General features: G+C 57.9%; 8 protein-coding genes. 3 read left to right on the top strand and 5 right to left on the bottom strand.

What is annotated here, in order from left to right; translation table 11 throughout:
- Positions 1–85: 85 nt before the first annotated feature.
- The 3 genes from JNN07_15685 to JNN07_15675 all read left to right on the top strand — a co-directional run bounded on the left by JNN07_15685 (position 86) and on the right by JNN07_15675 (position 9,106).
- Positions 86–4,795, top strand: coding sequence for a hypothetical protein (locus JNN07_15685; GenBank protein ID MBL9169181.1), 4,710 nt, complete (start codon positions 86–88; stop codon positions 4,793–4,795).
- Positions 4,792–8,022 (top strand): chitobiase/beta-hexosaminidase C-terminal domain-containing protein, encoded by a 3,231-nt coding sequence (locus JNN07_15680; protein ID MBL9169180.1) that lies wholly within the window; start codon positions 4,792–4,794, stop codon positions 8,020–8,022. The genes JNN07_15685 and JNN07_15680 overlap by 4 nt, the downstream gene beginning before the upstream one ends.
- Before the next feature lie 157 nt (positions 8,023–8,179).
- Positions 8,180–9,106 (top strand): dienelactone hydrolase family protein, encoded by a 927-nt coding sequence (locus JNN07_15675; GenBank protein ID MBL9169179.1) that lies wholly within the window; start codon positions 8,180–8,182, stop codon positions 9,104–9,106.
- Between the two features lie 412 nt (positions 9,107–9,518).
- Here the strand turns inward: JNN07_15675 and JNN07_15670 are convergent, their stop codons facing one another.
- From JNN07_15670 to JNN07_15650, 5 genes are all read right to left on the bottom strand, one after another.
- Entirely contained in the window at positions 9,519–10,466 is a 948-nt protein-coding gene (locus JNN07_15670) for a TIGR01777 family oxidoreductase (protein MBL9169178.1), read from the bottom strand.
- A complete protein-coding gene (locus JNN07_15665) occupies positions 10,463–11,281 on the bottom strand; it encodes a DUF2071 domain-containing protein (GenBank protein MBL9169177.1) in 819 nt (272 codons plus the stop codon). The genes JNN07_15670 and JNN07_15665 overlap by 4 nt, the downstream gene beginning before the upstream one ends.
- The gene (locus tag JNN07_15660; GenBank protein MBL9169176.1) at positions 11,278–11,694 is read right to left on the bottom strand and encodes a hypothetical protein; all 417 of its coding nucleotides are present in this window, start codon (positions 11,692–11,694) and stop codon (positions 11,278–11,280) included. Before JNN07_15660 ends, JNN07_15665 begins: the two co-directional genes overlap by 4 nt.
- Entirely contained in the window at positions 11,691–12,674 is a 984-nt protein-coding gene (locus JNN07_15655; GenBank protein MBL9169175.1) for a hypothetical protein, read from the bottom strand. Before JNN07_15655 ends, JNN07_15660 begins: the two co-directional genes overlap by 4 nt.
- A gap of 67 nt (positions 12,675–12,741) precedes the next feature.
- The gene (locus JNN07_15650) at positions 12,742–13,224 is read right to left on the bottom strand and encodes a MarR family transcriptional regulator (GenBank protein ID MBL9169174.1); all 483 of its coding nucleotides are present in this window, start codon (positions 13,222–13,224) and stop codon (positions 12,742–12,744) included.
- Between the last annotated feature and the right edge of the window lie 394 nt (positions 13,225–13,618).

The raw sequence follows: 13,618 nt of genomic DNA, 5'->3' as shown, positions 1-13,618 counted from the left end.
TGATGATTTCCGAGTGAGGCCTCGTCTTTTGTACGGAGTTCCGCCAGAAATAATCGCACCCTCAGCAACCCGTCTTGCTACCAAGATGAAGCCCAAACCCAGACTTCAGTTAGCGCCGATCTTGGCCGCGGTGCTTTTTCAGGTGGGCGTGGCGGCGACCGGCGCGACTCCAGACAAACCGATCAGCCCCAATCGCACCCTACCGAAGGTCACGCCGGCAAGATCCGGCCTGACGTTCTCGACAAATCCGACCACCCAGGAGCTTTCCCGTGCGCGCGTGTTTGAGGAGCCGCTGGCACCCATTGGAGGAGAACCGACAGCGGCGGATAACGCCGCACTTGCCGCCGCCCTGCTTGGCTATGTGGGACGCAGTGGGCCTGATGATTTCACCAGTTTGACGGGGTTTCTGGAAAGACACCCCAGCTCCCCGTGGCAGGCCGCCGTCCTGACTTGTCTGGGGCTCGAATACTACAACACCGCCCACTATTCGCTCGCTCTCCGAGCTTGGGAAAGTGCCTGGTCGCAGGCCAAGCAAGCCAGCGATAACAAAGGCAAAGCCATCGCCGACCGGGCCGTTGGCGAACTGGCTTACCTGTACGCCCGTCTGGGCCGAATGACGGAGCTCGAAGCACTGCTTCGATCCGTCGAGAGCCGCCCACTGACGGGAGCGGCGACGGAGCGCATCGCAGGAGCGCGGGAAGGGCTTTGGAACATGCAGAACAGGCCAGAAGTTTCGTTCAAGTGCGGGCCCTATGCGTTGATGCAGATTCTCAAGCTCAACCCAAGCGGACTCGCCTCGTCGACCAACAACGAACTGCAGGAAATCTTCCATTTCCCGTCTACCCAGAAAGGCTGCTCACTACCGCAGGTGGCGGCATTGTCGAAGAAGCTTGGATTGAACTATCGAATGGGGTTTCGGGCACAGACCGGTGAGTTCGTCATACCTTCGGTCGTGCATTGGAAAGCCGGACACTACGCGGCGATGGTACGTCAAGACGGTGACACGTTTTTGCTCGAGGACCCCACCTTCGGCAACACGGTTTGGGCCACTCGACAAGCGCTCGAGGCGGAGACCAGTGGCTATTTCCTGATCCCTCCGGGAAGCCTGCCGCCCGGTTGGCGGGCCGTGGACACCGAGGAAGGTGCAACGGTTTGGGGCAAAGGTCAGACCGGGGGAAACGATCCGAAACCCCATGGGCCAGACGATCCGAAAAAGCCCGAGCCATGCGGAGGCAATGGCAATGGAATGGCCGTGGCCGATGTGCATCTCATGCTGGTCAGTTTGAACATTATCGACACGCCCGTGGGCTACACGCCGCCGGTCGGTCCTGCCGTCAAAGGCACCGTCACCTACAATCAGCGTGAGGCCTTCCAACCTGCGAATTTCACCTACTCAAACTTCGGCCCGAAATGGACGTGCGATTGGATCGCGTATATCACCGACACTCCACAAAGCCGCTCCGCCAACGTGAACCAATACCTCCGCGGGGGTGGTACACGCGAATTCAGCGGCTTTAACAGCAACTCCCAGAGTTTCGCCTCCCAGCAGTTTGATCAAACCCACCTCCTCCGCACGGGTCCGGATAGCTACGAACTCACATCGCGCGATGGATCGAAGCTGGTGTTCGGCCAGCCCGATGGCACAGCTGGTACCACCCGAAAGATCTTTCTGACCCAGACCATCGATCCTTTCGGCAACGCCATCACGCTCACCTACGATGGAGACTCGCGCATTACTTCCATCACGGACGCCATTGGGCAGGTCACGACACTTTCCTATGGCGACACCAACGATGTTTACAAAATCACCCGCATCACCGATCCCTTCGGCCGCTTCGCCCGCTTCAGTTACGATTCGGTGGGCCGCCTGACCAACATCACCGATGTCATCGGGTTGAACTCGACCTTTGTGTATGATGGCGGGAGCGATTTCATCAAGGCGCTCGTCACACCCTACGGCACCACCTCGTTTACCCAGGGGCCCGCCGGAAACACACGCTTCTTGGAGACGCTCTATCCAGATGGAAGTCGAGACCGGGTCGAATACACCCAATTCGTGTCCGGAACGGGCAATACCCAGCGGGAGTCTGCGGTCCCGTCCGTGATGTCGACCGCCAACGCTTTCCTGGGTTTTCGCAATACCTTTTACTGGAGCCGAACGGCCTGCGCCACCAGCTACGGCGATTACAGCAAAGCGAAGGTCTACCACTGGTTGCACTCGGAGGATCCCACCAAAACCGCCGGTATCCTCGAGAGCACCAAGGAAGCTCTCGAGGGCCGCGTGTGGTATGACTATGCAAGCCAGAACAGTGCGACTTTCGTAGGGGCCAACAACCGCCCGATTCATGTCGGCCGCGTGCTGGATGACGGGACAACGCAGCTTTATTCCTACGACTACAACGGCTTTGGACATGTCACCAGAATGGTGGATCCGGTGGGTCGAAGTTTCACTTACCTCTACGCATCCAACGGGATCGATCTGTTGGAGGTCCGCCAGACCCGCGCTGGAAAGAGCGAGTTACTCTCCAGCAGGACCTACAACTCGCAGCATTTGCCGCTCACGACGGTGGATGCAGCTGGCCAAACCAACACCTTCACCTACAACGAGCGCGGCCAGCTTCTTACCGAAACGAATCCGAAAGGCGAAACGATCCGTTACACCTACAATACCAACGGCTATCTTATCGAGGTGGACGGGCCCTTGCCGGGAACGAGTGACATGGTCACCGCTTCGTATGATGCACGGGGCCGCCCACTGACCAAGATCGACGTGAGCGGTTATGCACTGACCTTTCAGCACGACGATCTCGATCGTCTCACCAAAATCACACATCCCGATGGCTCCTTTGAGCAGCTCACCTACGACCGCCTGGATGTCGTCGCCGTGCGCGATCGCGCCGGCCGGCAGACGGTGTTTGAGTTTGACGCGGTGAGGCAGATGAAGCGCAAGACTGATCCTTTGGGCAGGGTGACTCTCTTCGAATGGTGCCGATGCGGTGCCATCAAGAGCTTGACCGACCCCATGGGCCGCACCACCTCATGGCTCACGGACGTTCAAGGACGGCACACCGCCAAGCAGTATCCCGATGGATCGCAGGTGCGCTATGTCTACGAAAGCACCAGCAGCCGTTTGCGTCAGTCCATTGACGAGAAGCAACAGATCACGCAGTTCACCTACAACCGTGACAATACGCTCAAGGCGATAGACTATCTCAACGCCATCGTTCCAACGGCCGGCATCCGCTACACCTACGACCCCGATTACCAACGCCGCGTCTCAATGACGGATGGCATAGGCACAACAACATATTCCTACCACCCCGTGACGGCAGTCCCCACTTTAGGAGCCAATCGCATGGCGAGCGTGGATGGTCCGCTGCCGAATGACACCATCACCTTCGAGTATGATGCTCTAGGCCGACGCATTTCCACTGCGATCAACGGTGTGGCAACGAGCATGACCTACGATGCAGCGGGCCGCATGAGCGGGGAAACCAACGCCTTGGGAACTTTCAGTTATGCGTACGACGGAGCCACCGACCGCTTGCAGACCAACACGTTCCCGAACGAGTTAATCGTCGAGAGGGGTTATGCCAGCAGCCTCGAAGACTTTGAATTGAATCGCATCACCCACAAAGTCGGTGCTACGCCCGTTTCCGAATTTCGGTACGGTCGCGACCATCTTGCCGACCGGATCACCAACTGGTCCCAGCAGCAGGGTGCAGCGGCACCGTCGTTCCACACGTTTGGTTATGACGCTGTGAATCAACTCCTAGCAGGCACAATAACCAACTCCGGAAACCTCGTCACTACGTTCGCGTATACTTATGACCCCGCTGGCAACCGACTCACCGAGCAACTAGGCGCATCGAACTCCGTTGCCACCTACAATGCCCTCAATCAAGTCAGCACCAGCGCTGCCTCCGGAGCGACGCGCACCTACGAATGGGATGCGAAAGATCGCCTTGTCGCTGTGAACGCTGGCCATCAGCGAACCGAGTTCTCCTACGACGGCTTGGACCGAATGCAGACCCTGCGCCATTACACCAATGGTGCCGAGGTATCGTTCCGCCGCTTTGTGTGGTGCGACTACACGCTTTGTGAAGAACGCGATCCTGCGGGAGCGGTGACGAAGCGGTTTTATCAGCATGGGGTGAAGGTGGAATCCGGCCCGTCGGCCGGAACGTTCTTTTACACTCGCGATCATCTGGGGTCCATCCGCGAGGTTACCGATGCCATCGGCAGCGTTCGAGCGCGATACGCGTACGATCCGTACGGTCGCCGGAGCAAACTGGCGGGCGACGTGCAGGCAGACTTCGGATTCGGGGGGATGCTTTTCGCGAGCGAAGTGGGATTGTCTCTAACGCCGTTCCGGGCTTACGACCCCGAACTGGCTCGTTGGCTCTCTCGCGATCCGTTGAGGAAGGCGGAACTCAATGAAGGCCCGAATCTCTATGCCTATGTCCAAAACAATCCGGTCAACCTGACCGACCCGCTCGGATTGTGCTGCGAAAAGGAAGCCGATAGAATTCGGCGCGTCTTTCGGGCTGAGTGCCATCACAAGGGAAGCCTACCCTGGGAATGCATCGCGCAGGCGGATCAACTCAAGGAGGCTATCGAGGATTTTATTAAGTGCACCAGCAAGGGATGCGAACCTCCGGAATGCCGGAAGCGCCCGCCCAATTGCAGCATCCCTCGGTTGTTCTTCGAAATCAACGCACCCAATTTGAGCATCGCCGGGATTGTGATCGACCTGGCACTTGATGACTGCGTTTGGATCGGCGGTAGCAAATGAAAACCAAGACTCTCGTTACCGACAAACACCGTCTCAAATTCCACGGCGAACGCACCGATGCCTGGAGGAAGGCCCGAGCCACGGGTGCGGCACTTTTCTTGCTCTTGGCAAACCTCACCCACGCCCAAGATTGGCAATTCGTCTTTGACGCGAATGGCAACCTTTCGGCACGGACGGCAGAGGTGCTCGGCCCACCGCAGATCATACACCAACCGCAGACCCGAATCGCAATTCCAGGCGAAGCCGCGTCGTTTTCCGCAGTGGCAGCGATTACGCGAGCACTCAACTATCAGTGGCAGTTCAAGGGCACGAACATCGCCGGAGCCACCAACGACGCCCTGGTCGTGCAGAAGGCCGGAACGACCAACGAAGGCGAGTATCGCGTGGTCCTCACCAATCCCTCCGGCAGTGTCACGAGCGCTCCGGCCATACTCTCGATTGATAGTGACGCCGATGGCCAGCCGGACTCGTGGGAACGGCTCTACTTCTCGAATCTAAATCAGAATGCCACGGCCGATTTCGATGGCGACGGGGTTTCCAATGTGACCGAGTTTTTGGACAACACCAATCCGACAAATCGACTGTCTGTGCGTTATACGCTCACGGTCCTCACGGACGGCAACGGGCTCGTGGAAACCACTCCTAAGGGAGCCAGCTTTACGAATGGACAATCCGTGACACTCACCGCCACGCCCTCGGGCACCAATCGGTTCTACGGCTGGAACGGCAGCTACCCATCGACCAACAACCCCCTTGTGATAACCATCGCGAGCAACATGACGGTGCGCGCGCATTTTCAATTCCTACCGCTCGACATCGTGTGGACCAACACAGGGGGGGGCGATTGGCATTCGGCCACTAACTGGTCTCCCCATCAGGTGCCGGGGGCTTTTGACAACGCGATCATCCCCATCACCGCCACGGTCACGGTGAACAGGCCGGCGGAATGTCTGGGCCTCACGCTGGGAAGTGTGTCCGGCAACCCGACGCTGACGGGGAGCGACACATTGATGGTCCACGACAACCTGCTGTGGACGTTGGGAATCATGAGCGGCACGGGGCGTACGATCCTCAACACGAACGTTACCGCCAATATCCCAGCCACCGTAACGCTCTCGGCGCGCACGTTGGAGAACCGTGGGACAATGTTTATTTATAACACGGGAGGATTCAGTGTGATGAGCGGCGGAGTCTTGACCAACTGCGCCGGCGCTCTGTTTCAGGTCGTGAACGAAACTCCGTCACTCGGTGGCGGCCTGGCGAACGGACGGTTTGACAACGCCGGGAGGTTGGAGAAGTCCTCCGGCCTTGGAACATTAATCGTGAACCCAGGATTAGCTTTCAACAACTTTGGCACTGTTGACATCCAGTCGGGCCTCTTGCTCTGCGAGGGAGGTTTTACCAATGCTGGCGCGGTGAACATTTCGGCCAGCACAACCCTTCGCCTGGCGGGCGGGGGATCGGCGAACGGCTCGTTTGCAGCGTCAGGCGGTGCGATGGTCGAGTGGACAAAGGGCACGTTCGTGATGAACCCTGGCACCCGGTTCGAGGGCGAGGGGCTGTATCGGATCAATGCGGGGACACTTCTCGCCGACCTAGATGTGGACTTGAATCAACTCGAGTTGCGAAACGGGACGCTGGGCGGCAACGGCATCTTAAGGATCACCAACCGGATGGATTGGACCGGTGGGGCCATGACCGGCGTCGGTCGAACGGTCATTTCCCCAGGAGCCACGCTCCAAGCCTCCCTGCCCAGCGGAGGCTCACTCAACGGGCGGATCCTGGAAAATAGGGGCACGGTTCTTTGGACCGGCTCGGGAAACATCGGCTTCGTGAACGCCGTCATCACCAACCGGCCTGGAGGGATATTTCAAGCTCAGGGCGACGGAGGCATGACCTTTGTCTCTGGCGCCAATCGGTTCGACAATGCCGGAACGTTCCGCAAATCCTTACGCAACGGAACGTTGGAAATCGTGGACTTCACCCGAAGCGGCAGTTTCAACAACTTTGGCTCGGTCGAGCTTCAAGCGGGCACGCTTCTAGCCAACGTCGCCTTCACAAACAGCGGGAAGGTACAACTCGCGGGGGCTACAACCAACCGACTCGCGGGTGGCGGTTCCGCCAGCGGAACGTTCGAGACACCGGCAACCGGACTAGTCGAATGGACCGGCGGTACCTTCACGTTGAATCCGGGCGCGCAACTGAACGGTGCCGGGCAGTATCAGTTGAACGGAATCAGTGCCACAGTGGTGGGCGATGGAGACCTGGCCGTGGAAAACCTGAACTTCGCAAACGGGAGCAGCACCTGGAGCGGATCCGGCAGTTTGGCAGTTCACAACATCCTACGTTGGACTGCCGGCACGATGGCCGGCGCAGGACGCACGCTCATCGGTCCAAAGGCGACGATGTCTATCGCCAACCCAAACGGTGTTGGCCTGCAGCGAATCCTGGAAAACGCAGGCACCGTGGCATGGTCGGGTCCCGGGCTCATCGGCCTGCTCAACGGAACCATAACCAATCGAGCTGGCGCAGTGTTCGAGGTATCGCACGATGGCCGCTTCGCGTTTTCAGGCGGCAGCTGCCGCTTCGACAACGCCGGAACGTTCCGCAAGCTAGTGGGACTGGGAACCGCAGTCATCGACGCCGGAATTCCCTTCAACAACAGCGGCACGGTAGATCTTAGGAGCGGAGTCCTGGCAGCAAACGGGGGTTACCTTTCGTCCGAGACCAGCCTGCTCCGTCTCACCATCGGGGGGATGACTCCCGGAGCGGATCACGCGCAGTTAAGACTTCCAGGCACCATCAACTTAACCGGCAGTCTGGAGGCGATGTTGCTCCCGGGGTTCTCTGCTCAGGTGAATCAGTCGTTCGTGGTAATCACTGCGGGCAACCGAACCGGGTCATTCGAAAGGTTCTTGTATCCCTCCAACAGCGTCACCCTGCTGCTCAGCAACACTCCCAATGCAGTCGTGGTGTTAGTCAAAGAGGTGCTTTCAGAGGTTCCATCCCCGGAACTTCTGCCTCCGAGTGTCATCGCAAACAACCTACTGCTGACCTGGTCGTCGCGTTCGAACATCACCTATCGACTGGAGTTTACGCCCGAACTCAGCGAACCGATCACGTGGATCCCGGTTGCTGGTGACGTTCTCGCCACCAGCAACACCGCCAGCAGATTGGATCCGCTCACAGTATCCAACCGTTTCTATCGGGTACGCGTGCTCCCCTGAGGCCTTCTCACGTCGGCTCCTACATACACTTCGGAACTGTAGGGGACGAGTCACGAGTCCTTACGCAAACAGTGAGGTTGCGCTCCGGCTTCGATTCACTACCTTTCCGAGAGACACCGTCTATGGAACTCATTTAAACACTTAAACCATCCCAGCCATGAACACCCCTACCCTTTTCCCCAACGTGCCAACTCAGGAAAGCGCCACGCATCCTCCGATTCCCCAGGAGGCTTTCGATTGGTATGACGAATATGCTCACGGGATCATCGATCGACGCACCTTCATGAATCGGCTGGCCACGCTCGCCGCCGCCGGATTTTCCATGAACCTGCTTCTGGGTACGCTCATGCCCAATTATGCGGAGGCCGAGCAGGTTTCCTTCAACGACCCTGAAATCAAGCCCCGCTATGCGATGTTTCCTTCCCCGAACGGCCATGGGGAAGGACGCGGCTATCTGGTCACACCCACCGCGCTGAAGGGCAAAGCTCCCGTCGTTCTAGTGGTGCATGAGAACCGCGGGCTGAACCCGTACGTCAAAGATGTGGCCCGGCGCGTCGCGAAGGCAGGGTTCGTGGCCTTCGCTCCGGACGCCCTGCATCCCAAAGGTGGCTATCCCGGAAACGACGATGAGGGCAGAGCCCTGCAAAGTTCACTGGATAAGGCCAAGATCGAGCAGGATTTTGTGGCGGCGGCGAAATTCTTAAAATCGCACGAACTCAGCAACGGCAAGCTCGGGGCGGTCGGGTTCTGTTTCGGCGGTTACATCGTCAACATGCTGGCAGCAGTGGTTCCTGATGTACTGAATGCCGGGGTGCCCTTCTACGGCACTCCCGCGGCCAAGGAAGTGCGCAAGAACATCAAGGCACCCTTAATGGTACAGCTAGCCGAGCTCGACAAACGCGTCAACGACACCTGGCCCGAATACGAGGCCGATCTAAAGGAAGCCAAGGTGAACTACACCATGCATATGTATCCCCAGTGTAACCACGGGTTCCATAACGACTCGACCGGACGCTACGACGAGAAGAATGCCCAGTTGGCCTGGGAACGAACCGTAGCGTTCTTCAAACAGCATCTGGGGTAATTATGGAGTGCGGCAGCCCTCTGCCGCTTTAGTCCCCCCAGCGTAGCTGAGATCCCCCCTTCCATCTCACCCACTTCACATCACACCTGAGATACACGGGTAGGATAGGAAGGGGGTGAGAAAGGTGATGAGGCCGCGACCCAACCAGGTCTGCGGAGCGGCCATGCCCTGGGCGGCGATGTCTCCGGCTTTCAGCCCTTGACGTGTACGGGGGGAGGACACCTGGGGTTGTCACCCCAGGCTGGTATGGGGCTGGGCCTGTGGCCCGTCGGACCTCAGCGCCACCGGCGCGTATCATAACAGCCTGGGGTGACAGACCCAGGTACACATCACCCCTCTCTCAAGGGCTGAAAGCCCGACATAAGGTCGGCCAGCCCGTCGCGAATTCACTACTTTTCTCAGCCATTTCAGATCAAGCCCTCTCCCGCTGCAACAAGTCGGCTATCGCCTCCGACAGGTGGGTAAATCGGAACCCAAATCCAGCCTCGAGCAACTTGCCAGGCACAACGCGTCGGCTCTTTAAGATCAGCTCGGTCTCTGTCCTTAAAGCCCAAGCTCCCAGTTCAAGCACCCAGTTGGGATGGGAAAACGAGAAGGGCATGCCGATGGCGGTCCGGATCTCGGCCATCATGTCGGCGTTGGTCAACGGATGGGGAGCGGCAACGTTGACCACCCCGTTCAGTTCCGATCGATCCACTAAAAAGTCGACGCAACGACAGAGGTCGTCTTGGTGAATCCAGGAAACAAACTGTCGTCCATCCCCCATTTTCCCACCTAGTCCACATCGAGCCAGTCTCCGAAGCATAGGAAACACACTGTTGGAACCCAATCCCATAACCATCGCCATCCGCAACTTCACTTTTCTCGTCTTCGGAGTGGTGAAGGCGTCAACTGCGGCTTCCCACGCCTGGGCGACTTCAACGGAAAACTGATCGTTCGCCTCAGGGTCAGATCCACACACACCGGACTCATCCCACCCAGGACCAAATGTATGTTGATAGATGGTAGCTGTGCTCGCGTTCAACCAGACGGGCGGCGGTCGCCGACATTCACAGATGGCTTCCCCAATAAGCCGGGTGGATTCCATCCGAGAGTCCAAAATCATCTGACGGTTGCCGGAATTATATCGGCAGTTAACGGACTGGCCCGTCAGATTGATTACTGCGTGCGCGCCCTCCAATTCTCGGATCCAAGGCCCCCGTTTCAGCGCGTCCCAATGCACTGTGAGGCAGAATGCCATTGAGTCGACGCGCGTTCTGGAGAGGATAACGACCTCAACTCCCAGGCCACTGTAATACTCTCGGAGCAGACTTCCTAGAAACCCAGAGCCTCCAGCCAATATAATGCGTCGTGTTGTCATGGCAGTTCGAAAAGGGCTGCATGTCGGCGTCCATGGGATGGTCGACGACGGATCACTTGGCTCGGTGGAGGACCAGGCCACTTTCCCAGCGAGAACCATCGATGCGGCACCTCTTGCATCAGAAAGGCGCTGTCGAATTCGAGTCCACTCCCGACAGTCCCAAACCATTCTTCGAGAAGCGAACTATGAACGTGTTCCACTGTGAGCGGTTGCAGTTCCCAATTGGATGCCTCGAGTTGAGCTCCCTCCAAAGTGATCCCGTCTTGCGCGATCGACCAACCCGCACACCCATTTCGAAAAAAATCAGAGGCTTCCCCCAGGTTGGCGAAGACAGAAGTCGATGGAACGCTTTCCGAAAGCCGTGCCGATAACTCGATTCGTTCAGGATCGCCAGCGCCTGCCGAAGTCAGTGCGACGCGCAGGCGGTCCCCCGTTTGATCACACTCGAAACTGGCCTTCTGATGCACTCCCGGAAAGATTCTACCCCCTGCCCAATCGTTGAGGGTCGAATCGGTGTGGCGGCGAGCCACAAAGACCCCCTGATGCATACGTCCTTCGCGGGTCCATTCCACTGCGATCCGATGAGCGGCATTCTCTGAAGCCAGACCAAAACACTCGGGGATGCCGGTCGGACGCAGGTGCTCGAGTCGGATCAAACAAATCCCCACGAGAGCATGGCCGCGAACCAGCTGCGGACGAAAGGGCGGAGGCAACTGGCGCACGGCTTGGGATGCGTCGACCCTGAAGTTGACGAGAACTCGTCGTTTGATAGTGCCGGCAACGTCTGTGACTAAACGCGGAAGCAACGGAATCATAAAGCACCTCCAAAGATCGCTGCCCAGAGGTAAACCAAAGTGAGCAAGGCGAAGGTTAGGTTCAGCAAAGCATGCCCCCACCGTCTCACCGTCGAAGTGAGGAACGGCCGAAGATCGAAAACGAAACAAGCGACTCCGCATCGCAGAAGCCAAAATGATCCAACCAAGAAGCAGAACGCTCTCGCGAGCCGAGTTCCGGATGCGAGTTCCTCGGCGAACACAAAACTCATGGTTCCGAAAGCGATGATGCAGAATCCGGTGACTCCAAAGTAGACCCAGAACAGCTGGCGGGGAAACTCAGGCAACGACCGCAGCTGTGGTCGCAATCCGGTGACTCGAGGCATGCAGGCACCAGCGATCAAGATTCCCGCATGCGCTAAGCCTGCCAGTTGTAGGATCAGTTCTATTTTCATCTGAAACCCCCGGTGAAGAGCGCGGCGAGGACATGAAGAAACGGGGTCATCACCGAATTCAGGAAACAGACAGGAAAGAGCAGCGGCAGAGGCACGATCAGCCAGACGGCCGCATAGAGCCACCCTCCGGTCCTGCCAGGAAGGCCGATCCGTCGAGCAGCGGGAGTCCGTTCAAACGCCACGCCGGCGGCTTGGATTAAAAAGTAGGCTGTCGGCCGTCCATAGCCGGCGCCAGCGGGCAGCGAGATGACCAATTCGTGGAGAAGCCCGGAACCTAGGAAAACGAGAAGCATTGCGGGGCCATTTCCCCACTGACGCCCGACGGGAAGAAATAGAAACCGCCGCGCTGGAGTGCTGAAAGCGAGATTCCAACGCCGCCCCCAAAACTCAGCCAGCGATGTGCTGAGCAACGGAGCACGCATGATCGGCTGAGCGTTGATGCCCAGGGTGCGCCACCCCAAAGCTATCAGTCGAATCACCCCGAAATGGAATAGGCCGGCAAAACCGATCATTCCAACCCACACCGCCAGGATGGGATGGGCGGGGAAAAGTGCAGGGAAGGCACCGACAACCAGACCGAATCCTACAAGCACAGGCAGCGAAGCGGTGACCCACTCCATGATTCCAGGACGTGGTGGCCGAATGTGATCGGTCAGGAAAGCTCGTCCGTCCAGACCTGCCCAGCCGACGAACCACCCGAGCGCTCGGCTCGGCGAGGGACGGGCTCCGTGGATCCGGGCGTCGACCCAGCACAGCCACTTCAGGGCCGCCCCTAGGCCAAAGGCAGTTCCCCACATAAAGGCCCATGGAGGTAAATGACGTGTGACAAGGATGGCGGAAACAGGCAGGAGCAGCGCGATCAACCAGTCGCGGAAACGGAAGCGATCCATGGTCCGAGGGGCCGCACGGCACACGGCGCACAGCCAAAGGCGGTTCCGCGAGATCCAGTCGTAGGTGCCCCAGCCTTGAGGAGATTTCATATCGTTATTTTTTGTCATTTCTGTATTCACAGAAATTAACCTATAAAAAAAAGGCCCGACCGCTACATCAGGCCCCGAGTCCCAGCAGTTTGCTCGCCTTGTCCCCGAGTTTCATAAATTTGGTGAGTGCACGCGTGGGCCATTGCCGGATGTGAGAGTACCAGGCTCCGGTCGTTTCAAAGAACTCCGCCAGTTCCCCGAGCTTGGCCTCGGTGTATTGATCCGTTTCCTTATCGTTCCGGGCTTCTTCGACGCATTGCCGGAGTATGGCTAACGTCGGGTCGATTTCGCGCCGCTTGCGTTCATCCAGGACCACGCGAAACATCTCCCAAACATCCTTCATGCTCTCAAAATGGTCGCGAGAATCGCCGAGCACATGAACTCGTTTTACAATGCCCCAGCCCTGGAGCTCCTTGAGGCTGGTGCTGACATTCGACCGGGCCACCTGCAGCACTTGGGTGATTTCCTCCGCGTGAAGCGGCCGCGGGGAAATGAAGAGAAGGGCATGAATCTGCGCAACCGTCCGATTGATCCCCCACCGGGTCCCCATCTCCCCCCAATGGAGAATAAATTTTTGCTGAACTGGACTGAGGGTGGTCATCACAGTGATCATTTCTGTCTATACAGAAATTACTGATAAATCTAATTTACGCAAGTGAAAGCTGAAGAAAAAGAGCGATCCGGCGTCTGGGCGTAGGACAGACTCTGGGAACTACTCCGAGGATTGTTGAACCGCGAAGGACGCAATGTCCTAAGGAAAAAAGGTCCTGCGCGTTTAAGCCCAACCTAAAAAGGGATCTGATCCGAATGGCAGTTAGTTAGCGCTTCGAAGAAATGCGGTATTTGGGACCGAAGACGCTGTTTTTGTAGTATCGGTTTCGATGGGAAATTTCGCGAAACGTTCTCCGATGTTTCATCAGGAGCGGATAAGGCTTAGGTCTGCG

Source organism: Verrucomicrobiales bacterium (assembly GCA_016793885.1).
GTDB lineage: Bacteria > Verrucomicrobiota > Verrucomicrobiia > Limisphaerales > UBA11320 > UBA11320.
The sequence above is the reverse complement of the archived record's forward strand: the minus strand, read 5'-3'. Positions and strand labels throughout refer to the sequence as shown.

Bases quoted from the DNA above. Each gene is read 5' to 3' on its own strand.
- JNN07_15685 (MBL9169181.1), top strand. From the start codon at position 86: ATGAAGCCCAAACCCAGACTTCAGTTAGCGCCGATCTTGGCCGCGGTG.
- JNN07_15680 (MBL9169180.1), top strand. From the start codon at position 4,792: ATGAAAACCAAGACTCTCGTTACCGACAAACACCGTCTCAAATTCCAC.
- JNN07_15675 (MBL9169179.1), top strand. From the start codon at position 8,180: ATGAACACCCCTACCCTTTTCCCCAACGTGCCAACTCAGGAAAGCGCC.
- JNN07_15670 (MBL9169178.1), bottom strand. From the start codon at position 10,466: ATGACAACACGACGCATTATATTGGCTGGAGGCTCTGGGTTTCTAGGA.
- JNN07_15665 (MBL9169177.1), bottom strand. From the start codon at position 11,281: ATGATTCCGTTGCTTCCGCGTTTAGTCACAGACGTTGCCGGCACTATC.
- JNN07_15660 (MBL9169176.1), bottom strand. From the start codon at position 11,694: ATGAAAATAGAACTGATCCTACAACTGGCAGGCTTAGCGCATGCGGGA.
- JNN07_15655 (MBL9169175.1), bottom strand. From the start codon at position 12,674: ATGAAATCTCCTCAAGGCTGGGGCACCTACGACTGGATCTCGCGGAAC.
- JNN07_15650 (MBL9169174.1), bottom strand. From the start codon at position 13,224: ATGGGGACCCGGTGGGGGATCAATCGGACGGTTGCGCAGATTCATGCC.